Raw genomic sequence first — 25,076 nt, 5'->3', positions numbered from 1 at the left:
TCCATGCGCTACCGCTTCGACTTCGAGGCCCTGGCCGAGTACTGGCCGGACTTCCTGATGGGGGCGCTGACCACGCTGGAGATGACGGCGGTCGCCACCGTGCTCGGCCTCGTCATCGGCATCCTGTGCGCCATCGGGCGGCGCAGCCCGCGCGCGTGGCTGTCGGCGGCCTGCGGCGCCTACGTCGAGGCGGTGCGCAACACCCCCTACCTGATCCAGATCTTCTTCATCTACTTCGGGCTCTCCAGCGTCGGCGTGCGGCTGCCGGTGCTCGCCGCGGCGATCCTCACCCTCGTCATCAACGTCGGAGCCTACACGGGCGAGATCGTGCGGGCCGGCATGGACACGATTCCCCACGGCCAGATCGAGGCCGCGGAATCGCTCGGGCTCACCCGCGCGCAGATCTACTGGGACATCATCCTGCGCCCGGCCCTGGAGCGGGTCTACCCGGCGCTCACCAGCCAGTTCGTGCTGATGATGCTCGCCTCCTCGGTCACCTCGCAGATCTCCGCCGAGGAGCTGACGGCGGTGGCCAACAACATCACGTCGATCACCTTCCGCAGCTTCGAGACCTACCTCGTGGTGGCGGTGCTCTACCTGCTGCTCGCGCTCCTCCTGAAGCTCGCCTTCCACGCCCTGGCGCAGGTGCTGTTTCCGCGCCGCCGCCGGCTCGGCACGGCGCTCTGAGGGAGGGACGGATGGACGGCTTCTCCCTCACCTACCTCGTCTTCATGCTGCAGGGCGTCGGCTGGACCATCGTGCTGTCGGCCCTCGCCTTCCTGCTCGGCAGCGTCGCGGGCTTCGGCGTGATGCTCCTGCGCACCGCCCGCTCCCGCTGGCTGCGCCGGCTCTCCTTCGCGTACGTGCAGGTGATCCAGGGCCTGCCGCTGCTGATCGTGCTGTTCCTGGTCTATTTCGGCCTCGGCGTCGTCGGGGTGGAGCTCCCCCCGCTCGCCGCGGCCGCGCTCTCGCTGATGATCTACTGCAGCGCCTTCCTGGGCGAGATCTGGCGCGGCTGCGTCGAGGCGGTGCCGCGCACGCAGAGCGAGGCGGCAGAATGCCTCGCGCTGTCGCGCTGGCAGGTGCTCGTGGACGTGATCCTGCCCCAGGCGGCCCGCATCGCCGTGCCGCCGACCGTCGGCTTCTTCGTGCAGGTGCTCAAGAGCACCTCGCTCGCCTCGGTGGTCGGCTTCGTCGAGCTGACGCGGGCGAGCCAGCTCATCAACAACTCGCTGTTCCAGCCCTTCCTGGTCTTCGGCCTCGCGGGCTGCCTGTACTTCGCCCTCTGCTACCCGCTCTCGCGCTGGAGCCGCAGGCTCGAAAGGAGGCTCAATGTCGGCCGTCGTCAGCCTGCGTGAGGTGCACAAGAGCTTCGGCGCCGTCGAGGTGCTGAAGGGCGTCAGCTTCGACGTCGCGGCCGGCGAGGTCGTCGCGGTGATCGGCCCGAGCGGATCGGGCAAGAGCACGGCGCTGCGCTGCATCAACCGGCTGGAGGTCATCCAGTCCGGCGCCATCGAGGTCTGCGGGCGGCGGGTCGACGATCCCGCGCTCGATCTGCGCGCGCTGCGCCGCGACGTCGGCATGGTGTTTCAGAGCTACAACCTCTTCCCGCACCTGACGGTGGCCGAGAACATCACGCTCGCGCCCCGCCGGGTGAAGCGCACGCCGACCGGCGAGGCGCGCCGCCTCGCCGAGGAGGCGCTGGCGAAGGTCGGGCTGTCGGAGAAGATCGACGCCTACCCCGAGCAGCTCTCGGGCGGCCAGCAGCAGCGGGTGGCGATCGCCCGCTCGCTCGCCATGCAGCCCAAGGTGATGCTGTTCGACGAGGTCACCTCCGCGCTCGACCCGCACCTCACCGGCGAGGTGCTGAAGGTGATGGAGGCGCTCGCCCGCGGCGGCATGACGATGATCTGCGTCACGCACGAGATGGGTTTCGCCCGCCGCGTCGCCGACCGGGTGATCTTCATGCACACCGGCCGGGTCTGGGAGACCGGCCCCGGCGCGATGCTGACCGCGCCGCAGACGCCGGAGCTGCAGACCTTCCTGGCCTCGGAGCTGTGAGGAGGGCGCATGGCCGAAAACCGCGCCGGCGCCCCATCCAGTCCACCACAGTCCCAACCACGATACGAGGAGGAACGCCGATGACCAAAATGACCCGCCGCACCGCCACGCTGGCGCTGGCCGCCGCCTGCCTGACCGCCACCACGCCGCTCGCCCGCGCGGATTCCCTCGCCGACATCCGCAAGGCGAAGAAGGTCCGCATCGCGGTGGCGATCGGCATCCCGCGCTTCGCCTTCATCGACCGGGACCTCAAGCCCACCGGCTCCGACGTCGAGACCGCGCGGCTCATCGCCCAGGATCTCGGGGCCGACCTCGACCTCGTCCAGATCACCAACGCGGCGCGGGTGCCGACCATCCAGACCGGCAAGGCCGACATCCTCGTCGCCAGCCTCGCGGTCACGCCCGAGCGCAAGAAGGTCATCGACTTCACGGTGCCTTACGCCACGCTCAACATCATCGTGGCGGGCGTGCCCGGCCTCGCCGTGAAGGGCTATCCCGACATCGTCGGCAAGCGCATCGGCGTGACCCGGGCCACCGTCAACGACATGCTGGTGAGCCAGAACGCCAAGGGCGCCGAGATCGTGCGCTTCGAGGACGATGCCACGCTCATCACCGCCGCGGTCTCGGGGCAGGTCGATCTCGTCTCGACCCAGGAGGCCGTGGTCGGCGTGATGAACGAGAAGCGCCCCGACCGGCCCTTCGAGACCAAGTTCGTGCAGAGCGAGCTGAACCTCGGCATCGCCCTGCCGAAGGGCGAGGACGCGTTGAAGCAGTGGCTCAACGACTGGGTGCGCAAGAACATGCAGGACGGGCGCCTCAACGCCGTCTTCCGCAAGTTCCACGGCCGCGACCTGCCGGCGGATCTCGTCGAGCGGAGCTGACCGGCCCTCGTCCTCGCCCGCGACCGCCGCGCGGCGAGACTCAGGCGGAGCGCAGGCGGATGACCTGCGCGCTCGCCGCATCGACCGCCTCGCGCGTGAAGAGGAGCGGCACGTAGCCCCGCTTCGCCCAGGTCCCGGCGAGGTCGTCGTAGTGCGGCGAACGCGGGTCGCCGGACTGGCCGGGGGCGTTGACGAACACGCTGGCGTCCCAGTTGCCGACATCCACCACCATCCGGAACGAGGCCCCGACCGTGAGGCGGAAGCTGTCGGGCCGGTAGGTGGTGTTCATCACCGTCGCGCCCGAGCCCCCGACCGGGAGCGGGCCGACGTCGGGCAGGCCTTGGCGCAGGCCTTGCGCGACGCCGGAGAGCGGGTGGGCGAACAGGGCGTGGTGCAGCCGGCCCCAGGCCCAGGCCGCCGGATCGTCGCCGAGGCGGACCCGGCAGTCGCGCTCGGCCGCCGCCAGGGTCTCGGCGAGGAGGCGGTCGCGGGTCCCGGCGTCGAGGGGCGGGCGCGGCGCCGTCAGGAGGTCGAGGAGCGCCTCCGGATCGCCGGGGGCGAGCAGCGCGCGCAAGGGCGCCGCGGGCGCGAGGTGCCGCATCAGCGCCGGGCGCAGGTGGTGCATCCACCACACCTCGACGAGGGCGGCGGCCGGGCTGTTTTCGTGCAGGCGGCCGTCGAACTCCGCGAGCAGGCGGACCGCCTCCCCGGACAATGCGAGTCCGGCGGCGAGCCCGGCGGCGAGGCGGGCGAGGCGCGCAGCCGGCAGCGAGAGGTCGTCGCCCTGCAGCGCCATCGAATCCGCGAGGGTGTGGCGCGGCTGCGCCTCCAGCACCGCCTGGATGCGCTCGGCCCGCCACGGCTCCAGCCACTCGAAGCCGAGGCCGCGCTCCTGCGCCGGATAGTCCGGCGGCAGGTTCATCTCGTTGGCGGTGGCGACGAAGCCCCGCGGCGGATCGATCGCCCGGGGCAGATCCTCGGCCGGGTGGAAGCCGTCCCAGTCGTATCGCCCGTCGCCCGGCACCGGCATCAGCCCGTCGCCGGCTCTCCGCCGCGGCGCCTTGCCGGCCATGAACCACGCGATGCGGCCGTTCGCGTCCGCGTAGACTTGGTTCACGGAGGGGGCGGACCAGTGCCGCAGCGCCGCTCCGAAGGCCTCCGGCGTGGCGGCGTCGAGGTAGGCGAGGCTCGCGAGGTAGGCCGCACTGCCGGGCTCGCTCCAGACGCTGCGCAGCGCGAAGGCGCGCCGCGCCGCCCGGTCCTCCCGGATCACCGGCCCGTGGCGGCTGAAGGCCAGAGACACCGGCTCGTCCGGGCCGCCGCGGACCGGAATTACCTCCGTGACGCGGCGCATCCGCTCCCAGGCCCCGCCGTAGCGATAGAGGTCGGGATCGTCCGGATGGGTCTCGTAGACGCAGAGATCCTCCTGATCGATCGGCGCGATGGTGAGCGAGAAGGCGGCGCGGCCGTTATGCCCGATGGAGATGCCGGGGATCGCCGGCTCGCCCGCCCCGATCACGTCGAGGCCCGGCGCGGTGAGGTGGACGACGTAGCGCAGGGACGGCAGCCCGTAGGCGCGGTGAGGATCGCTCGCCAGGATCGGCCGCCCGGTCGCGGTGCGCCCCGGCCCGACCGCCCAGTTGTTCGAGCCCTCCGGCAAGGCCTGCGGCGGGGCGGGCTGCCGGGCCTGGGTCACCACCTCGCCGTGCTCCGTGACCTTGCCCCAGCGCCACGCCTCGCTCCGCGGGGCGGCCAGCCGCTCGGCCGTGAAGCCGACGCCCGCAGTCCCCAGGCGCACCAGATCGAGCACGTCGGCCGGGATCACCGCCGGATCGAGGCCCTCGGGCACGCGCAGGGGATGCGGGGGCGCCAGCACCTTGCGGATCGGGTCGAGGGCGAGCGCCCCCTCGGCCGCCACCCGGGCGCGGGCCACCTCCGAGAGGGCGTTGCGCACGAGCGCGTGGCTGCGGATGCGCACAACGTCCTCGGCCTGCCACCGCTCCGGCCGTGTTTCCATCCGGACGAACTCGGGCGGCAGCCGGGCCGGCTCGGCCTCGGTCAGCGCCACGAAGGCGTTCAGGCCGGCGACGAAGGCCTCCACGATCGCCCGCGTCTCGGGATGCCCGTAGGCCGCCCATTCCGCCGCCATGTCGCCGCGGTAGAGGAAGAGGCGCGCGGCGCGGTCCTGCGCGAGGTAGCCCGGCCCGAAATCGCCCGCGAGCCGCCCGAGGCCGCGCTTGCGCCAGAGATCGAGCTGCCAGAGCCGGTCGCGGGCCGCGTTGAAGCCCTGGACCCGGAAGGCGTCGAGGCGGGTGCCGGCCCGGATATGCGCGACACCCCAGCGGTCGATGCGGATCTCGGCAGGCGCCGTGAGCCCGGGCAGGGCGAAGGTGAGGTCACCGGGCGGTGTCGTCATGCTGGCTCCTCCGCGGGCGCCGGCCCTGCCTCGCCGGGCGGGAAGGCCGGAACGGCTACGTCGAACCGCCTGGCCTTGCAATAAATATCTTCACGAAGGCGTGAACATTGCCCCCACTCACCAGTTGACGCCATCAGATCGGCAGCTCACGCCCTCCATGCGGCGTTGCTGTTGCGCCGCGGGGGGCATGATGGATGACAGGATCCGCCTGAAAGAGCAGAAGAATGGGACGTATGTGCTGATCAGCAGCGGCCGTAAACTTGTCTATGGCCTGTCTCCCACGCAGGCCCGGCGTCTGGCCGGCAGCCTCGACGGCGAGATCGAGCCGGCCGTCCGGCCCGAGCGCTCCGGCCCGGATCGGCATTGACTAATCGGGCGGAGTGCGGTCGCCGCGGCGGCCCGACACGAAGACCCTGACGGCGTCGAGCACCTGCGCGGTGGTCTCCCGCGCGATCGCCAGCGCCTCCTGCGCCTGGTGGTAGGCCTGCCGGGCCGCCTGCAGGTCGCGCGCGTTCGCGGCGGCGGACGCTGACCGGTAGAGGTCGAGAATCCTGTCGTTGTGCGCCCGGCACGCCTGGGTGACGCGCTCACTCAGCTCGACCGCATCGGCGATCCGGTCCTTCATCGCGGCGGCTCCGACCTCACGGCCCGATCGTCGCCGCTGGCGGCGGATCTGGCAACCGTCGCCGTTGCCCCTCAGGGCTCGCCGCCCTTCCGTTGGCGCGCCCGATGGCCTAAGGGCGCGGGGACTTCCCCGACGCCCCCGCGGACGCATGATACGCCTCGACAGAATCAGCAAGCAGAACGGCAAGCAGATCCTCTTCATCGAGGCCTCCGCATCGCTCCAGCGCGGCGAAAAAGTCGGGCTCGTCGGCCCGAACGGCGCCGGCAAGACGACGCTCTTCCGGATGATCACCGGCGAGGATCAGCCCGACGAGGGTCAGGTCGCGACGGATCGCGGCGTCGTCATCGGCTACTTCAGCCAGGATGTGGGCGAGATGTCCGGCCGGAGCGTCGCCGCCGAGGTCATGGACGGCGCCGGCGCCGTGAGCGCGGTGGCGACCGAGCTGCATGCGCTGGAGACGGCCCTCGCCGATCCGGACCGGGCGGACGAGCTCGATGCGCTGGTGGCCCGCTACGGCGAGGTGCAGGCGCGCTTCGAGGAACTCGACGGCTACGCGCTCGAAGGCCGGGCGCAGGAGGTGCTGGCGGGCCTCAGCTTCAGTCGGGAGATGATCGAAGGCGACGTCGGCGCCCTGTCGGGGGGCTGGAAGATGCGCGTGGCCCTCGCCCGCATCCTCCTGATGAACCCGGACGTGATGCTGCTCGACGAGCCGAGCAACCACCTCGACCTCGAGAGCCTGATCTGGCTGGAGGCCTTTCTCAAGAACTACGAGGGCGCGCTGCTGATGACCTCGCACGACCGCGAGTTCATGAACCGCATCGTCGGCAAGGTGGTGGAGATCGACGGCGGCACCCTCACGACCTATTCGGGCGACTACGCCTTCTACGAGCAGCAGCGCGCGCTGAACGAGACCCAGCAGCAGGCGCAGTTCGAGCGCCAGCAGGCGATGCTCGCCAAGGAGATCAAGTTCATCGAGCGCTTCAAGGCGCGCGCTTCGCACGCCGCCCAGGTGCAGAGCCGGGTGAAGAAGCTCGACAAGATCGAGCGCGTGGAGCCGCCGCGGCGGCGCCAGAGCGTGGCGTTCGAGTTCCAGCCCGCGCCGCGCTCGGGCGACGACGTCGTGAGCCTCAAGGGCGTGCACAAGCGCTACGGCAGCCGGTCGATCTACGCCGGGCTCGACTTCGCGGTGCGCCGCAAGGAGCGCTGGTGCGTGATGGGCGTCAACGGGGCGGGCAAGTCGACGCTGCTGAAGCTGGTGACCGGCACGACGCCGCCCGACGACGGCACGGTGGCGCTCGGCGGCAGCGTCAAGCTCGGCTACTTCGCGCAGCACGCCATGGACCTCCTCGACGGCGAGCGCACGATCTTCCAGTCCCTGGAGGAGGCCTTCCCGCAGGCGGGCCAGGGTTCGCTGCGGGCGCTGGCCGGCTGCTTCGGCTTCTCGGGCGACGACGTCGAGAAGCGCTGCCGGGTGCTCTCGGGGGGCGAGAAGGCCCGGCTGGTGATGGCCATGATGCTCTACGACCCGCCGAACTTCCTGGTGCTGGACGAGCCCACCAACCACCTCGACATGGACACCAAGGCGATGCTGATCGCGGCCCTCTCGCGCTACGAGGGCACGATGCTGTTCGTCTCCCACGACCGCCACTTCCTTGCCGCCCTGTCCAACCGCCTGCTCGAACTCACGCCCGAGGGCATCCACCAGTACGGCGGCGGCTACACGGAGTACGTGGCGCGGACCGGCCGGGAGGCGCCCGGCCTGCGCGGCTGAGCGGGGGCGTGCGGGGCGAGGCGCCCCGCTTCCGCCCCCGGTGCGCGGCCCGACCGTTGCCCGGCACGGTTCCGATTGTGCACGTTCCAGTTGATATTCGTGCCGTTTGTGAGTGAGATCGCCCCAACCCGGCCGCGGCACGACGATGCCCTCAGCGAGGCCGGACAGGCGGTGATCGTGCCCGCGCGCCGCCGGGGAGGACGGCGATGCTGGGTGATCTCGGCAGGATCTTCGACGGCGGCGGCCTGTCCCCGCGCGGAGCCTGTCTGCTCTGGCGACCGGAGCTGGTCTGGACCAACGCCCTCTCGGACGCGGTCACCGGACTGTGCCTCCTCTCGCTCCTCGTCGCCTTCGCGATCCTGGCGGCCACGCGCCGCGACCTCGGGCTCCGGGGAACGCCGCTGGGGGTCGCGGCCTTCCTCGCCGCGGGCACTGCCGCCCACCTCCTGGCGGTCTGGGGCCTCTGGGAGCCCGTCCAGGGGCTCGAGACGGCCGCCAGGGCCGTGACCGCGGTCGCGGCGGTCGCGGCCGCCGCGCTGCTCTGGCGGCGCCTGCCGCTCGCCGTCGCGCTGCCCTCGCCGACGGGGTGGCTGCGGCTGCGGCGCGAGCTTGCCGCCCGCACCCGGGAGCGGGACGCGGCGGTCACGGCGAGCGCGGCCAAGAGCGCCTTCATGGGCCGGATGAGCCGCGAGATCCGCACGTCGCTGAGCAGCATCCTCGGCTACACAGACCTTCTGCTCGACGCCAAGACTCGCAGGCCGGACGAGCAGCGCCGGCTCGACCTGATCCACGCCTCCGGCTCCTCGCTGCTCGCGGTGGTCGACGGCATCCTCGACATCGCCACGATGGAGGCCGGGCAGCTCGTACTGAACCCGGTGGTCTTCTCGCCGCGCCGCCTCGCGGAGACGAGCGTGGCCACGGTGCGGCCCGCCGCCGAGGAGAACGGCACGGCGGTGAGCGTCGCGGTCGATCCGGAGGTGCCTGCGCGCCTGCGCGGGGACGAGGCGCGGATCGGCCAGGTGCTCCTCAACCTCCTCACCAACGCGATCAGGGCGGCCGGGGCGGGCACCGTGACGGTGCACCTCCAGGCCGAGGAGGAGGCCGGCCGGCCATGGCTGCGGGTCGCCGTCAGGGATTCGGGGCCGGGTATTTCCCGCGCACAGCAGGACCGGCTGCGCGAGCGGCTCGGCCGCGCCGAGGCAGCCCGGCCCGTCGATGGCGGCGGCCTGGGCCTCGCCCTCTGCCGCCGGCTCGTGGCGCTCATGGACGGGGAGATCGGTTTCGAGAGCTTCGAGGGCCACGGCGCGACCTTCTGGGTCCGCCTGCCCCTGGAGCGGGTCCCGGAGGAGGCGCCCGCCCCGTCCCGCCCGGCCGCCGAGGCGGTGTCCGCCACCCCGCGCATCCTGCTCGTCGAGGACATGCCGGCGAACCAGGAACTGGTGCGCCTGATCCTGGAGGAGGAGGGGTTTGCGGTCGACACCGCCTCGGACGACGCCGAGGCGGTGGCGAAGGTCCGCACCGCCCCCTACCGGGTCGTCCTGATGGACGCGCAGATGCCCACGATGGACGGGCTCACGGCCACCCGCCGGATCCGCGCGCTGGAGGGCGCCGCGGGGCGCGTCCCGATCATCGCCATGACGGCGAACGTCATGCCCGACCAGCTCGACACCTACCGCGAGGCCGGGATGGACGACGTGATCGCCAAGCCGTTCCGGCGCGCGCAGCTCATGGACGTGATCGCCCATTGGACGCTGATCGAGGCCGCGGGCGGCTGAGCCTCAGGGAGGCGTCGTCCGGTTCGCCCGCGATCCGGTCCGGCGGCCGGACGGAGCTCATCCCGTCCCGCGCCCAAAGATAAGGAAAGAGAGATTCTTAGATCTGTTTTTTCTGCTGGAGGGCCGAATCCCGGGGCCGCAGGCGCGTCCACAGCCCGTCCCCACGGCCACGGCGTTAAGAGGGCTTTAACGGGTTCGCTCTAGTTTCGGGTTTCACCCTGAGGGGCGAAGCGCTTGGCGCTCATGCCCCCGTCGGCCGGGCATCCGCGTCCTGGATTCCCCCACCGGCCCGTGCCGGCGCCGCGCGCCCGCACGCCTGTTGAGGGCGGAGTCGATGGATCGACCCGCCGCGGCGCCTGGACCTCGTGCGCCGGCAAGGTTATCCACATTCGTCGACTCCTCAGGGGCGCCCGCCGTGGACAAGCCCTCCGGGGTCCGCATGCCGGGCCGGCCCTGCGCCGTCGGCCCGGCCGGGGAGCCACCGTGGTCCGCAGCTACTTCCACCTCCATCTCGTCTCGGATTCGACGGGCGAGACCCTGATCAACGTCGGGCGCGCCGCCGCCGCGCAGTACGAGGGCGTCTCGGCGATCGAGCACGTCTACCCGCTGGTCCGCTCCTCGGCGCAGCTCGAACGCGTGATCAGCGAGATCGAGCAGGCGCCCGGCATCGTGCTCTACACCCTGGTGGAGCAGGACCTCACCGAGCGTCTGGAGGTGGCCTGCCGGGCCACCGGCTCGCCCGCCCTCTCGGTGCTCCAGCCGGTGCACAGCCTGCTGCAATCCTATCTCGGCGCGCACTCGACCGCCCGGCCGGGGGCGCAGCACATGCTGAACGCCGAGTACTTCAAGCGCATCGACGCCATGAACTTCACGCTCGCCCACGACGACGGCAACCTGCCGCTCGACCTCGACGAGGCGGACGTGATCCTGCTCGGCGTCAGCCGCTCGTCGAAGACCCCGACCTCGATCTACCTCGCCAACCGCGGCCTCAAGACCGCGAACATCCCGCTCGTGCCCGGCATGCCGCTGCCGCCCGCGGTGGAGCGCGCGCGCAAGCCCCTCGTCGTCGGCCTGCTCGCCTCGCCGGAGCGGATCGTGCAGATCCGCCAGAACCGCCTGCTCAGCCTCAAGGCCGACGATTCGTCCTCCTACGTCGACCGCGAGGCGGTGGCCAACGAGGTCGCGGCCTCGCGAAAACTCTTCGCCAAGCACCGCTGGCCGGTGATCGACGTCACCCGCCGCTCCATCGAAGAAACCGCCGCGGCGATCGTCGAACTGCATCGCGAGCACCGCCTCAAGTTCATCGCCGTCTGATACGGTCTTCGCTTGATCAAAGCGGAGACCGTATCAGCAAGCCGGCGCGGCGATTGAGCGAAGCCCAAATCCGCCATCCCGAAGGGATCAAGCGGATTTGGTATGAGCGTGGCCGTAAGGCGAGGTGATCCGTCGGGGGGCGGTTGCCATCGGGCGGCCATCTTCGGCATGTTCCGTCGCGGTGAACCACTGCACGGGATCGTCGCGCGATGACCGTCCTCACCGGCACCCTGTTCTCACCCGCCCTTCGCACCTCCGGCCGGGCGGGCTGCCCGGCGCAACTGCGCAGCGTCGAGGAGGCGCGCGCCTTCGTGGAGCGCGAGCGGCTCCCGGTGGTGCGCTCCGGCTACCACTGGCTCGACGTCCACAAGCGCCTCGTCCTCGCGCAGGCGACCCGGACGGCGCCCGACGTGGCCGCGGCCCGCGCGGCGCTGGCCGAGGCCCTCGCGCGCGACGGAGAGGCGGGCTCGCTCGCGGCCTGACCGGGTCCGGGTCGGCGCCCGCCCCGGTCTTGCCAGTCCCAGTCTTGCGCCCCCAGTCTTGCGCGGCGCGGCGAAACCGGCATTGGTGCGGGCATGGCCCAGCTCTTGGCCCGGCCCTCGGCCCAGCCCCTTTCCGCCGCATGACCGCTTCGCTCTGGCGCGCGCCGGCGCCGCTCCTCCTCGCCTCGGCGAGCCCGACCCGGCGCGCCCTGCTCGAAGCCGCGGGCCTGCCCGTCGAGACGCGCTCGCCCGGCATCGACGAGCGCGCCCTGGAGGCGGAGGCGGGGGCCGAGCGCCCGCAGGATCTGGCCCGACGGCTCGCGGCCGCGAAGGCCCTGGCGGTCGCCGCCGCGGCGCCCGAACGGGTGGTGATCGGGGCCGATCAGGTGCTCGACCTCGACGGGGAGGTGTTTCACAAGCCGGCCGACCTGCGCGGCGCGCAGGCCCACCTCGCCCGGCTCCAGGGCCGCACCCACGCGCTGCACGCGGCGGTGGCCGTGGCGGTGGACGGGCGCCTCGCCGACAGCTTCGTCGAGACCGCCCGGCTCGCCATGCGCCCGCTCGACGCGCCCGCCATCGAGGCCTACCTCGCGGTGGCGGGGGCGCGGGTGCTGGGCAGCGTCGGCGCCTACCAGCTCGAAAGTGTCGGTATCCACCTGTTCGCCCGCATCGAGGGCGACCACACGACGATCCTGGGCCTGCCGCTGCTCCCGCTGCTGGCGCGCCTGCGCGCGCACGACCTTCTGGCCTTCTGACGACCGGACCCGCGACCATGACCTCCCCGCGCAAGGCCTTCGTGGTCGGGCATCCCATCGCGCATTCGCGCTCGCCGCTGATCCACGGCCACTGGCTGTCCGTCCACGGCCTGCCCGGGTCCTACGAGCGCATCGACGTGGCGCCCGAGGCTTTTCCGGCCTTCCTGCGGGGCCTGAGCGAGGCCGGGTTCGTCGGCGGCAACGTGACGATCCCGCACAAGGAAGAGGCCTTCCGCCTCGTCGATCGGCGCACCCCCCGGGCCGAGCGGATCGGGGCCGTGAACACGCTGAGCTTCGACGAGGCCGGCCGGCTCGTCGGCGACAACACCGACGCGCCGGGCTTCGTCGCCCATCTCGACGCCACGCTCGGCGCGGACTGGCTCGACACGACCGGGATCGCGGCGGGGCGCCCCGCGCTCCTCCTCGGCGCGGGCGGCGCGGCGCGCGCCGTCGCGGTGGGGCTGCTCGACCGCGGCGTGCCACGGCTCCTGATCGCCAACCGCACGGCGGAGCGCGCCGAGGCGCTGCGCGCCCTCGACCCGCAGCGCATCGAGACCCTGGCCCTCGCGGCCGTGCCCGGCCGCCTCGCCGAGGTCGGGCTCCTCGTCAACACCACCTCCCTCGGCATGGCCGGCGCGTCCGATCTCCCCGTCGACCCCGCCCCGCTGCCGCCCGAGGCGGCGGTGGCCGACATCGTCTACGTGCCCCTCGACACGCGGCTCCTCGCCGCGTCCCGCGCCCGGCATCTGCGGACGGTGGACGGGCTCGGCATGCTGCTGCACCAGGCGGTGCCGGGTTTCGCCCGCTGGTTCGGGGTGACGCCGCAGGTCACGCCGGAGCTGCGCGCCCTGATCGTCGCCGACATCGAGGGGCGGCGATGAGCCGGCCGTTCATCCTCGGCCTCACCGGCTCGATCGGCATGGGCAAGAGCGCCACCGCGGCGATGTTCCGCGCCCGCGGGGTGCCGGTGCACGATGCCGACGCCTGCGTGCACGCCCTCTACGGCCCCGGGGGCGCCGCGGCGGCGCGGATCGGGGCGGCCTTCCCGGGCACGCTCGCCCCCGACGGTTCGGTCGACCGCGACCGTCTGCGCGCCGCGGTGATCGGCGATCCCGAGCGCCTGGCGCGCCTGGAGGGCCTGGTCCACCCGCTGGTGCGCGAGGCCGAACAGGCCTTTCTCGCCGCGCACGCGGAGGCGCCGCTGGTGGTGCTCGACGTGCCGCTGCTGTTCGAGACCGGCGGCGAGGCACGCTGCGACGCGGTCGCGGTGGTGACAGCCCCGGCCGAGGTGCAGCGCGCCCGCGTGCTGGCGCGGCCCGGCATGACCGAGCCGACCTTCGCGGCGATCCTCGCCAAGCAGATGCCGGACGCCGAGAAGCGCCGCCGGGCGGACGCGCTGATCGAGACCGGCCGCGGCTTCCCCCATGCCGAGGCGCAGGTGGAGGCGCTGATCGCTGCGGCGCGGCGTGGCGCGCTGCCGGGGGCTCAGCGCGGGAAGAAGCCGACCGCGTAGGCCAGCAGCGCGACGGCGAGCACCAGGAGGGCGATGCCGAACAGCGCCGGGCGCAGGGTATTGGTGGTTCTCTCGGGCTTGTGGCTGGGCGGGGCCATGACAGGTCTCCGGCAGGGGGACCGGCCCAACGCCCCGCGCGTCCCCGGGGTTCACGCCGCTCAGCCGGCCGTCTCGTCCGAGACGTAGTCGCGCCAGATCGCCGAGGCGCCGAGGCTCGCCGTGAAGGCCGCGTGCGCGGCCCGCTCGGCCTCGCTCAGGCGGCTCCTCACCGCCCGCGGTCCGATCGCCGCGGGGGCCGCGTGGCTCGCCACCCGCACCGGGCTCGCGCTCTCCAGGGTGAGCCCGAGGGTGGTCTGTTTGCCGCCGAGCAGCTCGATGTAGACCTCGGCCAGGATCTGCGCGTCGAGGAGCGCCCCGTGCTTGACGCGCTTGGTGTTGTCGATGCCGTAGCGGGCGCAGAGCGCGTCGAGGTTGTTGGCCGCGCCCGGATGCTTGCGGCGGGCGAGCGCCAGCGTGTCGACCACCCCCGCGAGGTCGATGGACGGCGGCGCCCGCTCGCCGAGCCGCGCGTACTCGGCGTTGAGGAAGCCCACGTCGAAGGCCGCGTTGTGGATCACCAGGGTGGCGTCGCCGCAGAAGTCGAGGAAGTCCGGCAGCACCGCCGCGAAGACCGGCTTGTCGGCCAGGAAGGCGTCCGAGAGCCCGTGCACCGCGAAGGCCCCCTGCGAGACCGCCCGCTGCGGGTTGATGTAGCGGTGGAACTCGTGGCCCGTGGGGATGTGGTTGAGCAGCTCGATGCCGCCGATCTCGATCAGCCGGTCGGTCTTGGCGTCCGTGCCGGTGGTCTCGGTGTCGAGGACGATCTCGCGCAGCACGCCGGCGGCTCCCTGGCGGTTGAAGGCGGGCCGATCCCGCCCTCTCTCGTTAAGATGGAAACCGTTAACCGGCCCTGAGCCCGCGATGAAGGGCGCAGGGTTGCCGATTCCCCGAAAATTCCGTCGAGGCCGTGCCCATGCCGCCCGCCCCGCCCCTCTCCGCCGCGGAAGCCCTGGTGCTCCTCGATCCCGGGGGCGCCCAGGGCCGCGAGGCGCTGAAGCTCACCCTGATGACGCTGATCCTGCAGGGCTACGTCCGGATCGTCCCATCGCCGCCTAGCTGGTTCGGGGGCCGGCGGCCTCCCAACCTCGTCGCGGCCGGGCGGGACGAGGCCGGCCTCCCGCCCCCCGCCGCCGCCGCGATGCGCTTCGTGCGCGAGGCGAGCGGCCGGCAGGGCCGGCTGCAGGAGGTGGTGCGGCTCGCGCGCCTCGATCACGGCGCCGGCCTCAAGGGCTTCGTCCGGGATCTGGTGCGGCCCGCCCTGATGCGCCGCGGCCTTCTGGAGCCCACCCGGGAGCGCGTGCTGTTCGTCCCGGTGGAGCGCCATCGCCCGACGCCGGCGGGCGAGGCCGAGCGGCGGCGCCTCGCCGACCTGATGGCGCGCGCCGCCGACATCCCGACGTGGCTCGACCGCGATCCGGCCCAGGCCGCCGCCCTCGCGGTCGCGCTCGGCGGCGCGATCCTGCTCGTGCCCGCCCTGCGCCCGCATCTCGATCAGATCGCCGGAATGCTGCGGATGCAGCGGGATGCGGGCGGCGACGGCGGGTCCGGCGGCACCGGCGACGAGGCCGCCTGCCGGGATGGCGATCTCGCGGGCTTCGATGCCGCGCTATCGGACGCTTTCGACGGCCTCGACGCCTTCGAATCCGGCTTCGACGGCGCCGCCGACGGCGGCCGGGGCGACGGCGGGGGCGACGGGGGCGGAGGCGGCGACTGAGCCGTCGTCAGAACGGCTCCCGGAACGGCCGCAGGTCGATCTCCTGCGTCCAGGCGGAGCGGTGCTGGCGGTGGAGCTGCCAGTAGGTCTCGGCGATGGCCTCGAGCGACAGGAGCCCGTCCTCGCCGCGGGCCTCGGCCAGGGCGGGGGCGCGGGTGAACTGGCGCTCGCCCGCGATGCCGCCGTCGATCACCACGTGGGCGACGTGCAGGCCCTGGGGGCCGAACTCGCGCGCCATGCTCTGGGCCACCATGCGCAGGCCCGCCTTGGCGGCCGCGAACTGGGCGAAGCCGGGCTTGCCGCGCAGGCTCGCCGAGGCGCCCGTGAACAGGATCGTGCCGCGCCCGCGCGGGGCCATCAGACGCGCGGCCTCGCGGCCGACGAGGAAGCCCGCGAGGCAGCCGACCCGCCAAAAATCCTCGAACTCGGCCCCCGCGAGGTCGAGGAAATCGATGCGGCGGTTGTTGCCGGCGTTGAACGCCACGAGGTCCGTGGGCTCCCGTCCGGGGCCGGGCGCCGCCGCGCGGGCGAAAAGCCGCGCCACCTCCGCCTCGACGGTCGCGTCGGTGGGTACCGCCTCGGCGCTCCCGCCGGAAGCCGAGATGCCGGCCGCGATCCCCTCGATGCGCGCCGCCGTGCGGCCGGCGACCAGCACGTGGTGGCCGCCCCGCGCGAAGCGGCGGCAGAGGGCGGCGCCGAGGCCCAGCTCGGCTCCGACTCCCACGACGACGGCGGTGGGTGTGGTCATGCGCGTCTCCCGGTCGGCCCGCCGCATCGTTCGGTGTTTCGCCAAGGTCGGTATGTCACCAAGCGATGCGGGATCGATCAGATGAAGGTGGACCGACACGGTTGAGCCGCGCCGATCCCACTGCGCGAGATAGCGCCTCAAGCAGATTTGTCCGCGAAGCGCCGGTTCGCCGCCGAAGACTGCCCTAGATCGACCCTGCTGCCCGGAACCCGGAGGAGACCGCCGATGAGTTTGACCCGCCGCGCCGTCCTGGCCGGAGCGACGGCCGCGTCGCTGAGCCCCCTGGCCGGCCGCGCTCAAGGACCGGACCCCCGAGGATCCGACTCCAAGGACCTGCTGCAGCGCCCGATCCCGTCCTCGGGCGAGCAGGTGCCGGTGATCGGGATCGGCACCTCGCGCCGCTACAACGTCGAGCCCGGCTCGGAAGGGTTCGCGCCCCTGCGGGAGGCGGTGGTGCGCTTCCTCGACCTCGGCGGGCGCGTCATCGACACCGCGCCCGATTACGGCCGCGCCGAGGAGGTGACGGGCGCGATCATGGCCGAGGGCGACCTGCGCAAGCGGGTTTTTCTCTGCACCAAGGTGGCGGCGCAGGGGCGGGAGGCCGGGCAGGCGCAGATCGCGCAGTCCTTCCGCCGCCTGCGCACCGACCGCATCGACCTGATCGCGGTCCACAACCTCATCGACACGGACACGCAGCTCGCCGCGCTCAAGGCCCTGAAGGAGGCCGGGCGGATCCGCTACCTCGGCGCCACCACCTGGGTCGAGCGCCAGTACGGCGACCTCGAGGACCTGATGCGGCGCGAGCGCCTCGACGTCATCCAGGTCAACTACGCCCTCGACGCGCGCGAAGCGGCGGCGCGCATCCTGCCGCTCGCCCGCGACCGCGGCACGGCTGTGATGGTCAACGTGCCGTTCGGGCGCGAGCGCCTGTTCAACCTCGTGAAGGGCAAGGACCTGCCTCCCTTCGCGGCGGAGTTCGACTGCGCGACCTGGCCGCAATTCTTCCTGAAATACGTCCTCTCGCACGAGGCCGTGACCTGTCCGGTCCCCGGCATGGCCCAGCGCCGCTACGTGGAGGACAACCTGGGCGCCGCCCGCGGGCGCCTGCCCGACGCCGCGCAACGCCGCAAGATGGAGGAATGGATCGATGGCCTCTGATCTCACCCGCCGCACCCTGCTGGTGGCCGGCGCCGCCCTCGCGCTGCCCGCCCGCGCCCAACCCTCGGGCAAGATTCCGGTGGGGGTGATTGGGGCGGGCAACATCGGCAGCACCCTCGGGGGGCTGTGGGTGAAGGCCGGGCACCCGGTGCTGTTCGCCTCGCGCCACCCGGAAGAACTCGCCGGGCTCGTCGCGGGGCTGGGCCCCCTCGCCAAGGCCGGCCGCGTCGCCGAGGCGCTGGCCTTCGGCGAGGCGGTGCTGATCGCGGTCCCCTACAAGGCCTATCCGGAGATCGGGCGCGAGCACGCCGCCGCGCTCAAGGGCAAGATCGTGCTCGATGCCGGCAACGCCACGAAGGCCCGCGACGGCGACCTCGCGGCGGAGGCGGAGGCCGCCGGCATCGGCGCGGTCTCGGCCAAGTACCTGCCCGGAGCGCGCCTCGTGCGGGCGTTCAACGCGGCCAATTACCGGGTCTTCCAGAAGAACGCCCACCGTGAGGGCGCCCGCATGGCGGTGCCGCTCGCGGGCGACGACCCGCAGGCGGTCGCGGTGGCGGAGGGGCTGGTGCGCGACGCCGGCTTCGATCCGGTGGTGGTCGGACCGCTCGACGCCGCGCGCCGCTTCGCCATGGGCAGCCCCGGCTTCGGGCTCGACGTCACGGCGCCCGAGGCGCGCAAGGCCTTCGGACTGTCGCCGTGACGGGCTTGCCCGTCACGGGACGGATCAATCGAGCTTCGCGCCCGAGAACTCGACCACCTTCTTCCACTTCTCGGTCTCGTCGACGATCACCTTGCCGAACTCCTCGGGCGTGAGGCGCAGCGGCGTGCCGCCGAGGTTGGCGAGCTTCTTGCCGGTCTCCGGGTCGGACAGGACCTCGTTGATCTCCCGGTTCAGGCGCGCGATCAGTTCGGGCGGGGTGCGTTTGGGCGCCCCGACCCCGAACCACGCGCTCGCCTCGTAGCCCGGCACGGTCTCGGCGACCGTCGGCACGTCGGGCAGCGCCGGGGAGCGCTCGGCCGTGGTGACGGCCAGCGCCCGCAGGCCGCCCGCGCGGACGTGCTCGATCGAGGAGGGCAGGTTGTCGAACAGCACGTGGGCCTGCCCCGAGAGCATGTCGGTCAGCGCGGGGCCCGCCCCGCGATAGGGCACGTGCACCATGTCGACGCCGGTCATCTTCTTGAACAGCTCGCCCGACATGTGCACCGAGGTGCCCAAGCCCGAGGAGGCCATGTTCACCTTGCCGGGATTGGCCTTGCAGTAGGCGATGAACTCCGCGACCGTCTTCACCGGCAGGCTCGGCGTCACCTCCATGATGTTGGGCGAGCGCGTGATGCCCGCCACGGGGGCGATGTCCTCCACGAAGTTGAAGTTCAGCTTCTTGTAGAGCGTCGCGTTGATGCCGTTCGCCGGGTTGACGAGCAGGATCGTGTAGCCGTCCGGATCGGCCTTCACCACGGCGTCGGTGCCGATGTTGTTGCCGGCCCCGGGCCGGTTCTCGATGTAGACCTGCTGGCCGAGGCGGCGGCTCAGCGGCTCGGCGATGAGGCGGGCCAGGACGTCGGTGGTTCCACCCGGCGGGTAGCCGACCACCCAGCGGATCGGCCGCGTCGGGTAGCCCTGCTGGGCGCGCGGAAGGCGGCTTCCCAGGGGTGCGAGCGCGGCGGCGCCGAGCAGCGCACGTCGTGACAGACCGAACGTCATCCAAGAGCCCTCCCTCGGCCGGCCATCCTGTCCGTGGCCTGTTACCGGTGCCGCATTCTAGGCAGAAACCCAGGGGCATGGCGAGACGAGGACGGCGGACCCGCTTGATCGTTCGCCGAGCCATCGTGCACAAACGTCGGCAAGGCGGGATCCGGAACCATCGGCCCGACAGCCAGGGAGGACCCGCCATGCCGGCCAGTTCCGACACCGCTACGCGCGGGCCGATCCGCGGTCCGCGCAGCCTCGTGGGCGGCCTGCTCCTCGTCGGGCTGGCGGCGCTCGCGCTCTACCTCACCCGCGACCTGAGCCACGGCACCCTGCGCAGCATGGGGCCGGGCATGGTGCCGCGCGCGCTGGCAATCGGCCTCGGCCTGAGCGGCCTCGCCCTCGTGGGCGTGGGCCTCGTGCGCAGCGGCCACCCGCTCGAACGGTTCTCCTTGCGCGGCCCCGTGGTGATCCTGCTCGCGATCGCCACCTTCGCGCTCACGATCCGGCCCTTTCCGCTCGGCGGGATCACCACCCCGGGGCTCGGCCTGCTCGGCGCCGGCCCGCTCACCGTGCTGATCGGCGGCTTCGCCTCGCCGGAGGCGCGGCTGCGCGAGAACCTCGCCCTCGGGCTCGGCCTCACCGCCTTCGCCATGCTGCTGTTCGGCGACCTCCTCAACCTGCCGATCCCGATGTTCCCGGAGGCCTACGCGGCCCTTTTTCCGGCCGGCTGGTCGCAGGACGGGCGCCTGCGCGCCACCGCCGGGCTGCTGGCCGGAATCGCCGTCGCGCTGCTCCTCATCGGGCCGCGCCGGTCGACCGCCCGCATCGACGTCGCCGGCCATTCCGGGGGCGCCTGATGGGTGATCTTCTCGCCAACCTCGCTCTCGGCTTCGGCACCGTCCTGCAGGTCGTGCCCGTGGAGGTGCCGGGCCTCGGCCCCGTGCCGCTGCCGATGAACGTCGTGCTCTGCTTCGTCGGCTGCCTCGTCGGCACCCTGATCGGGGTCCTGCCGGGGGTGGGACCGGTCGCGACGATCGCGATGCTCCTGCCCATCACCTTCAAGTTCGACCCCACCGGCGCGCTCATCATGCTGGCGGGCATCTATTACGGGGCGCAGTACGGCGGCTCCACCACGGCGATCCTCGTCAACATCCCGGGCGAGGCGACCTCCGTGGTCACCACGCTCGACGGCCACCAGATGGCCCGCCAGGGCCGCGCCGGGGTGGCGCTCGGGATCGCGGCGATCGGCTCCTTCGTGGCGGGCTGCGTCGCCACCGTGCTGATCGCGGCTCTGGGCGCGCCGCTCACCCGCCTCGCCCTGGTGTTCGGGCCGGCGGAATATTTCTCGCTCATGGTCATGGGCCTCGTCTTCGCGGTGGTCCTCGCCCGCGGCTCGATCCTCAAGGCCGTGGCGATGATCCTGCTCGGCATCCTGCTCTCGACGGTGGGCGCCGACCTGGAGACCGGCCAGGAGCGCATGACCTTCGGGCTGCCGTTCCTCTCCGACGGGATCGACTTCCCGGTGCTGGCGATGGGGCTGTTCGGCATCGCCGAGATCCTGCGCAACCTCGACCACACCGAGGCCCGGGACGTGGTCCGGCAGAAGATCGGGCGGCTGCTGCCGGGCCGGGACGACCTGCGCCAGTCGGGCCTGCCGATCCTGCGCGGCACGGTGATCGGCGCGGTGCTCGGCATCCTGCCGGGCAACGGCGCGGTCCTCGGCCCCTTCGCCTCCTACACGCTGGAGAAGCGGCTGGCGCGCGACCCGCGCCGCTTCGGCACCGGCGCGATCGAGGGCGTGGCGGGGCCGGAGAGCGCCAACAATGCCGGGGCGCAGACCTCGTTCATCCCGCTCCTCACCCTCGGCATCCCGCCGAACGCCGTCATGGCGCTGATGGTGGGCGCCATGACGATCCACGGCATCGTGCCGGGGCCGCAGGTGATGACCAAGAACGCCGGCCTGTTCTGGGGCATGATCGCCTCGATGTGGGTCGGCAACGTCATGCTGCTCGTCATCAACCTGCCGCTGATCGGGCTCTGGGTGCGGCTCCTGAAGGTGCCCTACCGGCTGATGTTCCCGGCGATCCTGCTGCTCTGCTGCGTCGGCATCTACTCCATCAACTCGCTGCCGACCGACATCCTGTTCATCGGCCTGTTCGGCGCGGTGGGGTACGCGCTGATCCGGCTCGACTTCGAGCCCGCCCCGCTCCTGCTCGGCTTCGTGCTCGGCAAGCTGATGGAGGAGAACCTGCGCCGGGCGCTCATCATCTCGCGCGGGGAGATGACCACCTTCATCGAGCGGCCGATCTCCGCGGGCCTCCTGCTGGTCGCGGTGATGCTGCTCGTCGTCGCCCTGCTGCCGGCGATCCGCCGGAGCCGCGACGAGGTCTTCGTCGAGTAGCGGTCGCGGGACGGTGATCGGACGGCCGATCCGCGCGTCTTGCGGGCGGCGCGCGCCTCCGCCAAGCACAGCGCACGTCCCGGTTGCGGGCGCCGGGGTTGCGGGCGCGAGGAGTGGCGGATGAGCGAGAGTGAGGCCATTCCGGCCGCGCGGGAGGCCGGGCTGCGGGTCCCGGCCTGGCTGCGGCGCCTGATCGACGTGCGGCCCGAGGAGGTGCCGGCGCTCGGCTGGTCCTGGCTCTACATCTTCTCGATCCTGTCCGCGTACTACGTGATGCGGCCGATCCGCGACCAGATGGGCCTCGCGGGCGGGCTGGAGAACCTGCCCTGGCTGTTCACCGCCACGCTCGTCGGCATGCTGCTCATCAACCTGCCGTTCGGCTGGCTGGTGCGCACCCTGCCGCGCGCCCGCTTCGTGCCCCTCACCTACCGCTTCTTCTCGGCCAACATCCTGCTGTTCGCGGGCGCCATCGCGCTCTCGGAGGGCGAGCAGACCGTGTGGATCGGGCGGGTCTTCTTCGTCTGGCTCTCGATCTTCAACCTGTTCGTGGTGTCGATCTTCTGGGCCACCATCGTCGACGTGTTCGACACCGAGCAGGGCAAGCGGCTGTTCGGCTTCATCGCGGCGGGCGCGACGCTCGGGGCCATCACCGGCTCGGCCTTCACGGCGGTGCTGGCGCGGAGCGTCCCGACCGCCTTGCTCCTCATCGCGGCGGCCCTCCTGCTGGAGGTCGCGGTGTTCAGCATGCGCGGCCTCGCCCGGCTCTCGGACGCGCTGCGGCGCGAGCCGGGGGCGAGCACGGAGGCGATCGGCGGCAGCATGGTCGCGGGCATCACCCGGACCCTGCGGTCGCCCTACCTTCTCGGCATCAGCCTCTTCCTGGTGCTTTTCTCCATCACCTCGACCTTCCTGTACTTCGAGCAGGCGGCGATCGCCAAGCGCAGCTTCCCCGACCGGGGCGCCCAGACGGCGTTCTTCGCCAGCGTCGATCTCGCGGTGAACGTGCTGACGCTCGGGGTGCAGCTCTTCCTCACCGGGCGGATCGTGCGCAGCCTCGGGGTCGGCCTCACGCTGGCGATCCTGCCGCTCGTGAGCGTGCTCGGCTTCGGGCTGCTCGCGGCCACGCCGACCATCGCGGCCGTGGTGGTGTTCGGGGTGCTGCGCCGGGCCGGCAACTTCGCCATCGCGCGGCCGGTGCGCGAGGTGCTGTTTACGGTGCTGCCGCGGGAGGACCGCTACAAGGCCAAGAGCTTCATCGACACGGTGATGTACCGCCTCGGCGACCAGGTCGGCGCGTGGTCCTACGCGCTCGCCGGATTCCTCGGCCTCGGTCCCACCGCGCTGCCGGTCGTGGCGGTGCCGCTCTCCGTCGCGTGGCTCCTCAATGCCCTCTGGCTCGGCCGCCGCCAGGAGGCCCTGGCGAAGGCCGCGAAGGCGCGGGAGGGCGGCCTGGCCGCCTGACCGAACGGAACCTCGGCCGCACCCGCTCGTTGGCCTGCAGCATGAGCACGCCCTCGCCCGACGCCGAAGACCGCACGATCCTCGTCGTCGAGGACGAGGTGCTGATCCGTCTCGTCATCGCCGATTACCTGCGCGATTGCGGCTACCGGGTGCTCGAAGCCTCGCAGGCCGACGAGGCGATGGCGATCCTCGATACCCCGGACCTGCGCATCGACATGGTTTTTTCCGACGTCGAGATGCCCAAGGGCTCGATGGACGGCTTCGGCCTCGCCCAGTGGGTGCGCGCCCACCATCCGGGCATCCCCGTGATCCTCACCTCCGGCGCGGCCCGCTCCGCCGAGATCGCCGCCGACCTGTGCGAGACCGGGCCGCTCATGGACAAGCCCTACGAGCCCGGCCACGTCGCCGACCGCATCCGGCGCCTGCTGGCGCAGCGGCCGGCCCCGGGCGCCGCCGGCTCCGAGCCCGCGGCGCGCTGCGCCTGACGCTCAGAGTGGCCCTCTACGACGTCATGTCCCCCGACGATCTCGACAAGACCCGGTGGGCCACCGGGCGGATGCCGATGCGCGGGCGCGTCCTCCTGCTGACGGCCTCTGGCGGCCACCCTGCGGAGTGCGGCCTTCCGGTCCGGCGGAGGGTGCCTCCACCTCGTCGCCCGCTATCTCGTCGTGAGCTGGGCTGCGTGAACGTGGCGGAAGGCTGCTGGCGTCACGCAAGGGATGCCGATGTCAGCTCCGGGTTGAGCAGAGCCACGGGCACTCTGTCGCACGATCGGACCGTCAACGATGTCAATTCGCCGGCAAAATAAATTTGCGTAGCCGCGCACGGATGAGTGGCCGCCGCATCGCCTGCGTCGGCATCGTCGGCACCGGCAGGCAGGATCACTCCGACGAACGCGCCTGCCTATCCACGCCTTGTCTTCCGGCACTCGGGAGAACGCGTTGTGTCAGAAGCTTCCGCTCCGTTCTAAAGTGAGGCGTGGGAACCCCTCTCCTACCCGGCACAGGGCTTTCCGCACCGGCAGAGGTCTCGTGCCCCGCTCGCCGTCCGGGCGATTCTCCCGTTGGACCCCTGTTGGGATTGACGCTCGTTTCAAGCTGCGGCCACATCCCCCGGACGCGGGACATCTAGAAGAACCCGCCCGAGGAGACGCGGACGATGGCGTGGTGCGCACGGCCGACAGGGCCAAGGATCCCGGCGCGATGAGAACGGCGGATCTCGCCGAGCCGTCGACGGCGGCGGCGGTGCCCGACGACGCGCTGCGCGCCCGGGTGCTGCGGCTGCGCGACGGGCTGGCCGAGGGGCTGATCGGCTGCGACGGCCTCGTGGAGCGGCTGCTGATCGGCCTGCTCACGGGCGGCCACCTGCTCATCGAGGGCGCGCCGGGCCTCGCCAAGACCCGGGCGGTGAAGCGGCTCGCGGACGGGCTCCATACGGGCTTCGCGCGCGTGCAGTGCACCCCCGACCTGATGCCCGCCGATCTCACCGGCACCACGGTCTGGCGGCCGGACGGCGGGCGGTTCGAGTTCCTGGCCGGCCCGCTCTTCCACTCGCTGGTGCTCGTCGACGAGATCAACCGCGCCCCGCCGAAGGTGCAGTCGGCCCTGCTCGAAGCCATGGCCGAGCATCAGGTGACGATCGCCGGCACCACCCACCCCCTGCCCGACCCGTTCATGGTGGTGGCGACCCAGAACCCGATCGAGCACGCGGGCACCTATCCGCTGCCGGAGGCGCAGCTCGACCGCTTCCTGCTCCACGTCGTGGTGGAGATGCCCGACGAGGCCTCCGAGCGGCGCATCCTCGACCTCGTGGAGGGCGAGATGAACGCCGACACCGCCCCGATGCCGCTGCGGCTCACCGCCGAGGACCTGCGGGCCGCCCGGGCCGCGGCGCTGCGGACCTACGTCTCGCCGGCCCTCAAGGACTACCTCGTGCGCCTCGTGGCGGGCACCCGCAACGACACCACGGCGCCGGATCTGCGGGCCGCGATCGAGCACCCGGTCTCGCCGCGCGGCACGCTGGCCCTGATGCTGGCCGGCAAGGCGCGGGCCTACCTGCACGGGCGCGACCACGTGGTGCCGGAGGACGTGACGGCGCTGGCGGCCGACGCCCTCTCGCACCGCCTCGCCGTCACGTGGCGGGCCGCCGCCGAGGGGCGGACCGCGCGCCACCTCGTCGCCGGCCTGCTCGAACGGGTCCGGCCCCTCTGAGC

The 25,076-nt window shown here is 72.4% G+C and carries 26 protein-coding genes; 20 read left to right on the top strand and 6 right to left on the bottom strand.

Features of this window, described 5'->3' with window-relative positions:
* Positions 1-3 precede the first annotated feature (3 nt).
* The 4 genes from ACKUB9_RS18570 to ACKUB9_RS18555 all read left to right on the top strand — a co-directional run bounded on the left by ACKUB9_RS18570 (position 4) and on the right by ACKUB9_RS18555 (position 2,942).
* On the top strand, positions 4-687 hold the full coding sequence (locus ACKUB9_RS18570; RefSeq protein ID WP_407525217.1) for an amino acid ABC transporter permease: 684 nt from the start codon (positions 4-6) through the stop codon (positions 685-687).
* A gap of 11 nt (positions 688-698) precedes the next feature.
* On the top strand, positions 699-1,358 hold the full coding sequence (locus tag ACKUB9_RS18565) for an amino acid ABC transporter permease (protein WP_407525214.1): 660 nt from the start codon (positions 699-701) through the stop codon (positions 1,356-1,358).
* A complete protein-coding gene (locus ACKUB9_RS18560; RefSeq protein ID WP_407525210.1) occupies positions 1,333-2,061 on the top strand; it encodes an amino acid ABC transporter ATP-binding protein in 729 nt (242 codons plus the stop codon). Before ACKUB9_RS18565 ends, ACKUB9_RS18560 begins: the two co-directional genes overlap by 26 nt.
* Positions 2,062-2,141: 80 nt before the next feature.
* Positions 2,142-2,942, top strand: a complete 801-nt coding sequence (locus ACKUB9_RS18555) for a transporter substrate-binding domain-containing protein (protein WP_407525207.1) — start codon at positions 2,142-2,144, stop codon at positions 2,940-2,942.
* Between the two features lie 40 nt (positions 2,943-2,982).
* Here ACKUB9_RS18555 and ACKUB9_RS18550 read toward each other — a convergent pair whose 3' ends face one another.
* Complete coding sequence (locus ACKUB9_RS18550; RefSeq protein ID WP_407525204.1) at positions 2,983-5,358, bottom strand: penicillin acylase family protein; 2,376 nt, start codon at positions 5,356-5,358, stop codon at positions 2,983-2,985.
* 187 nt (positions 5,359-5,545) lie between these two features.
* Here ACKUB9_RS18550 and ACKUB9_RS18545 point away from each other — a divergent pair, with 187 nt between their 5' ends.
* On the top strand, positions 5,546-5,725 hold the full coding sequence (locus ACKUB9_RS18545) for a hypothetical protein (protein ID WP_407525201.1): 180 nt from the start codon (positions 5,546-5,548) through the stop codon (positions 5,723-5,725).
* Here ACKUB9_RS18545 and ACKUB9_RS18540 read toward each other — a convergent pair whose 3' ends face one another.
* A complete protein-coding gene (locus ACKUB9_RS18540) occupies positions 5,726-5,983 on the bottom strand; it encodes a hypothetical protein (protein WP_407525198.1) in 258 nt (85 codons plus the stop codon).
* A gap of 148 nt (positions 5,984-6,131) precedes the next feature.
* Between ACKUB9_RS18540 and ACKUB9_RS18535 the strand changes: the two genes are divergently transcribed.
* The 7 genes from ACKUB9_RS18535 (at position 6,132) to coaE (ending at position 13,593) form a co-directional block, all read left to right on the top strand.
* The gene (locus ACKUB9_RS18535; protein ID WP_407525196.1) at positions 6,132-7,754 is read left to right on the top strand and encodes an ABC-F family ATP-binding cassette domain-containing protein; all 1,623 of its coding nucleotides are present in this window, start codon (positions 6,132-6,134) and stop codon (positions 7,752-7,754) included.
* Between the two features lie 206 nt (positions 7,755-7,960).
* The gene (locus ACKUB9_RS18530) at positions 7,961-9,529 is read left to right on the top strand and encodes a hybrid sensor histidine kinase/response regulator (protein WP_407525193.1); all 1,569 of its coding nucleotides are present in this window, start codon (positions 7,961-7,963) and stop codon (positions 9,527-9,529) included.
* A 483-nt stretch (positions 9,530-10,012) separates the two neighbouring features.
* On the top strand, positions 10,013-10,843 hold the full coding sequence (locus tag ACKUB9_RS18525) for a pyruvate, water dikinase regulatory protein (RefSeq protein ID WP_407525190.1): 831 nt from the start codon (positions 10,013-10,015) through the stop codon (positions 10,841-10,843).
* 209 nt (positions 10,844-11,052) lie between these two features.
* Positions 11,053-11,325, top strand: a complete 273-nt coding sequence (locus ACKUB9_RS18520; protein WP_407525188.1) for a hypothetical protein — start codon at positions 11,053-11,055, stop codon at positions 11,323-11,325.
* A gap of 140 nt (positions 11,326-11,465) precedes the next feature.
* A complete protein-coding gene (locus tag ACKUB9_RS18515) occupies positions 11,466-12,080 on the top strand; it encodes a Maf family protein (RefSeq protein WP_407525185.1) in 615 nt (204 codons plus the stop codon).
* 17 nt (positions 12,081-12,097) lie between these two features.
* Entirely contained in the window at positions 12,098-12,961 is an 864-nt protein-coding gene (locus tag ACKUB9_RS18510) for a shikimate dehydrogenase (RefSeq protein WP_407525182.1), read from the top strand.
* On the top strand, positions 12,958-13,593 hold the full coding sequence (gene coaE, locus ACKUB9_RS18505) for a dephospho-CoA kinase (RefSeq protein WP_407525180.1): 636 nt from the start codon (positions 12,958-12,960) through the stop codon (positions 13,591-13,593). Before ACKUB9_RS18510 ends, coaE begins: the two co-directional genes overlap by 4 nt.
* On the opposite strand, the gene ACKUB9_RS18500 is transcribed toward coaE, so the two are convergent.
* Positions 13,566-13,691: a hypothetical protein gene (locus tag ACKUB9_RS18500; protein WP_407525177.1), complete on the bottom strand. Its 126-nt coding sequence runs from the start codon at positions 13,689-13,691 to the stop codon at positions 13,566-13,568. The two genes, coaE and ACKUB9_RS18500, sit on opposite strands and share 28 nt — an antisense overlap.
* Before the next feature lie 60 nt (positions 13,692-13,751).
* The gene (gene dnaQ / locus ACKUB9_RS18495; RefSeq protein ID WP_407525175.1) at positions 13,752-14,468 is read right to left on the bottom strand and encodes a DNA polymerase III subunit epsilon; all 717 of its coding nucleotides are present in this window, start codon (positions 14,466-14,468) and stop codon (positions 13,752-13,754) included.
* A gap of 137 nt (positions 14,469-14,605) precedes the next feature.
* Between dnaQ and ACKUB9_RS18490 the strand changes: the two genes are divergently transcribed.
* Positions 14,606-15,406 carry a GPP34 family phosphoprotein gene (locus ACKUB9_RS18490; RefSeq protein ID WP_407525172.1) on the top strand — a complete coding sequence of 267 codons (801 nt, stop codon included), beginning with the start codon at positions 14,606-14,608 and terminating at the stop codon, positions 15,404-15,406.
* Positions 15,407-15,413: 7 nt separating this feature from the next.
* On the opposite strand, the gene ACKUB9_RS18485 is transcribed toward ACKUB9_RS18490, so the two are convergent.
* A complete protein-coding gene (locus ACKUB9_RS18485) occupies positions 15,414-16,154 on the bottom strand; it encodes an SDR family NAD(P)-dependent oxidoreductase (protein WP_407525170.1) in 741 nt (246 codons plus the stop codon).
* 225 nt (positions 16,155-16,379) lie between these two features.
* On the opposite strand from ACKUB9_RS18485, the gene ACKUB9_RS18480 reads away from it, so the two are divergent.
* Both ACKUB9_RS18480 and ACKUB9_RS18475 read left to right on the top strand, forming a co-directional pair.
* On the top strand, positions 16,380-17,312 hold the full coding sequence (locus ACKUB9_RS18480; RefSeq protein ID WP_407525167.1) for an aldo/keto reductase: 933 nt from the start codon (positions 16,380-16,382) through the stop codon (positions 17,310-17,312).
* Positions 17,302-18,012 (top strand): NADPH-dependent F420 reductase, encoded by a 711-nt coding sequence (locus ACKUB9_RS18475; RefSeq protein WP_407525164.1) that lies wholly within the window; start codon positions 17,302-17,304, stop codon positions 18,010-18,012. The genes ACKUB9_RS18480 and ACKUB9_RS18475 overlap by 11 nt, the downstream gene beginning before the upstream one ends.
* A gap of 24 nt (positions 18,013-18,036) precedes the next feature.
* Here the strand turns inward: ACKUB9_RS18475 and ACKUB9_RS18470 are convergent, their stop codons facing one another.
* The gene (locus ACKUB9_RS18470) at positions 18,037-19,014 is read right to left on the bottom strand and encodes a Bug family tripartite tricarboxylate transporter substrate binding protein (RefSeq protein WP_407525161.1); all 978 of its coding nucleotides are present in this window, start codon (positions 19,012-19,014) and stop codon (positions 18,037-18,039) included.
* A 188-nt stretch (positions 19,015-19,202) separates the two neighbouring features.
* Here ACKUB9_RS18470 and ACKUB9_RS18465 point away from each other — a divergent pair, with 188 nt between their 5' ends.
* From ACKUB9_RS18465 to ACKUB9_RS18445, 5 genes are all read left to right on the top strand, one after another.
* Positions 19,203-19,859, top strand: coding sequence for a tripartite tricarboxylate transporter TctB family protein (locus ACKUB9_RS18465; RefSeq protein ID WP_407525158.1), 657 nt, complete (start codon positions 19,203-19,205; stop codon positions 19,857-19,859).
* Complete coding sequence (locus ACKUB9_RS18460) at positions 19,859-21,403, top strand: tripartite tricarboxylate transporter permease (protein ID WP_407525155.1); 1,545 nt, start codon at positions 19,859-19,861, stop codon at positions 21,401-21,403. Before ACKUB9_RS18465 ends, ACKUB9_RS18460 begins: the two co-directional genes overlap by 1 nt.
* A 120-nt stretch (positions 21,404-21,523) precedes the next feature.
* A complete protein-coding gene (locus ACKUB9_RS18455) occupies positions 21,524-22,864 on the top strand; it encodes an NTP/NDP exchange transporter (RefSeq protein WP_407525152.1) in 1,341 nt (446 codons plus the stop codon).
* A 41-nt stretch (positions 22,865-22,905) separates the two neighbouring features.
* Positions 22,906-23,349, top strand: coding sequence for a response regulator (locus tag ACKUB9_RS18450; RefSeq protein WP_407525150.1), 444 nt, complete (start codon positions 22,906-22,908; stop codon positions 23,347-23,349).
* 717 nt (positions 23,350-24,066) lie between these two features.
* On the top strand, positions 24,067-25,074 hold the full coding sequence (locus ACKUB9_RS18445) for an AAA family ATPase (protein WP_410823550.1): 1,008 nt from the start codon (positions 24,067-24,069) through the stop codon (positions 25,072-25,074).
* Positions 25,075-25,076: the final 2 nt, after the last annotated feature.

The sequence above is a fragment of the Methylobacterium oryzisoli genome (assembly GCF_046557895.1).
Lineage (GTDB): Bacteria > Pseudomonadota > Alphaproteobacteria > Rhizobiales > Beijerinckiaceae > Methylobacterium > Methylobacterium oryzisoli.
The sequence above is the reverse complement of the archived record's forward strand: the minus strand, read 5'-3'. Positions and strand labels throughout refer to the sequence as shown.

Bases quoted from the DNA above. Each gene is read 5' to 3' on its own strand.
- ACKUB9_RS18550 (WP_407525204.1), bottom strand. From the start codon at position 5,358: ATGACGACACCGCCCGGTGACCTCACCTTCGCCCTGCCCGGGCTCACG.
- ACKUB9_RS18520 (WP_407525188.1), top strand. From the start codon at position 11,053: ATGACCGTCCTCACCGGCACCCTGTTCTCACCCGCCCTTCGCACCTCC.
- ACKUB9_RS18530 (WP_407525193.1), top strand. From the start codon at position 7,961: ATGCTGGGTGATCTCGGCAGGATCTTCGACGGCGGCGGCCTGTCCCCG.
- ACKUB9_RS18465 (WP_407525158.1), top strand. From the start codon at position 19,203: ATGCCGGCCAGTTCCGACACCGCTACGCGCGGGCCGATCCGCGGTCCG.
- ACKUB9_RS18545 (WP_407525201.1), top strand. From the start codon at position 5,546: ATGATGGATGACAGGATCCGCCTGAAAGAGCAGAAGAATGGGACGTAT.
- ACKUB9_RS18480 (WP_407525167.1), top strand. From the start codon at position 16,380: ATGAGTTTGACCCGCCGCGCCGTCCTGGCCGGAGCGACGGCCGCGTCG.
- ACKUB9_RS18445 (WP_410823550.1), top strand. From the start codon at position 24,067: ATGAGAACGGCGGATCTCGCCGAGCCGTCGACGGCGGCGGCGGTGCCC.
- ACKUB9_RS18535 (WP_407525196.1), top strand. From the start codon at position 6,132: ATGATACGCCTCGACAGAATCAGCAAGCAGAACGGCAAGCAGATCCTC.
- ACKUB9_RS18560 (WP_407525210.1), top strand. From the start codon at position 1,333: ATGTCGGCCGTCGTCAGCCTGCGTGAGGTGCACAAGAGCTTCGGCGCC.
- ACKUB9_RS18515 (WP_407525185.1), top strand. From the start codon at position 11,466: ATGACCGCTTCGCTCTGGCGCGCGCCGGCGCCGCTCCTCCTCGCCTCG.
- ACKUB9_RS18565 (WP_407525214.1), top strand. From the start codon at position 699: ATGGACGGCTTCTCCCTCACCTACCTCGTCTTCATGCTGCAGGGCGTC.
- ACKUB9_RS18500 (WP_407525177.1), bottom strand. From the start codon at position 13,691: ATGGCCCCGCCCAGCCACAAGCCCGAGAGAACCACCAATACCCTGCGC.
- ACKUB9_RS18470 (WP_407525161.1), bottom strand. From the start codon at position 19,014: ATGACGTTCGGTCTGTCACGACGTGCGCTGCTCGGCGCCGCCGCGCTC.
- ACKUB9_RS18555 (WP_407525207.1), top strand. From the start codon at position 2,142: ATGACCAAAATGACCCGCCGCACCGCCACGCTGGCGCTGGCCGCCGCC.
- ACKUB9_RS18570 (WP_407525217.1), top strand. From the start codon at position 4: ATGCGCTACCGCTTCGACTTCGAGGCCCTGGCCGAGTACTGGCCGGAC.
- ACKUB9_RS18485 (WP_407525170.1), bottom strand. From the start codon at position 16,154: ATGACCACACCCACCGCCGTCGTCGTGGGAGTCGGAGCCGAGCTGGGC.
- ACKUB9_RS18475 (WP_407525164.1), top strand. From the start codon at position 17,302: ATGGCCTCTGATCTCACCCGCCGCACCCTGCTGGTGGCCGGCGCCGCC.
- ACKUB9_RS18455 (WP_407525152.1), top strand. From the start codon at position 21,524: ATGAGCGAGAGTGAGGCCATTCCGGCCGCGCGGGAGGCCGGGCTGCGG.
- coaE (WP_407525180.1), top strand. From the start codon at position 12,958: ATGAGCCGGCCGTTCATCCTCGGCCTCACCGGCTCGATCGGCATGGGC.
- ACKUB9_RS18540 (WP_407525198.1), bottom strand. From the start codon at position 5,983: ATGAAGGACCGGATCGCCGATGCGGTCGAGCTGAGTGAGCGCGTCACC.
- ACKUB9_RS18510 (WP_407525182.1), top strand. From the start codon at position 12,098: ATGACCTCCCCGCGCAAGGCCTTCGTGGTCGGGCATCCCATCGCGCAT.
- ACKUB9_RS18460 (WP_407525155.1), top strand. From the start codon at position 19,859: ATGGGTGATCTTCTCGCCAACCTCGCTCTCGGCTTCGGCACCGTCCTG.
- ACKUB9_RS18490 (WP_407525172.1), top strand. From the start codon at position 14,606: ATGCCGCCCGCCCCGCCCCTCTCCGCCGCGGAAGCCCTGGTGCTCCTC.
- ACKUB9_RS18450 (WP_407525150.1), top strand. From the start codon at position 22,906: ATGAGCACGCCCTCGCCCGACGCCGAAGACCGCACGATCCTCGTCGTC.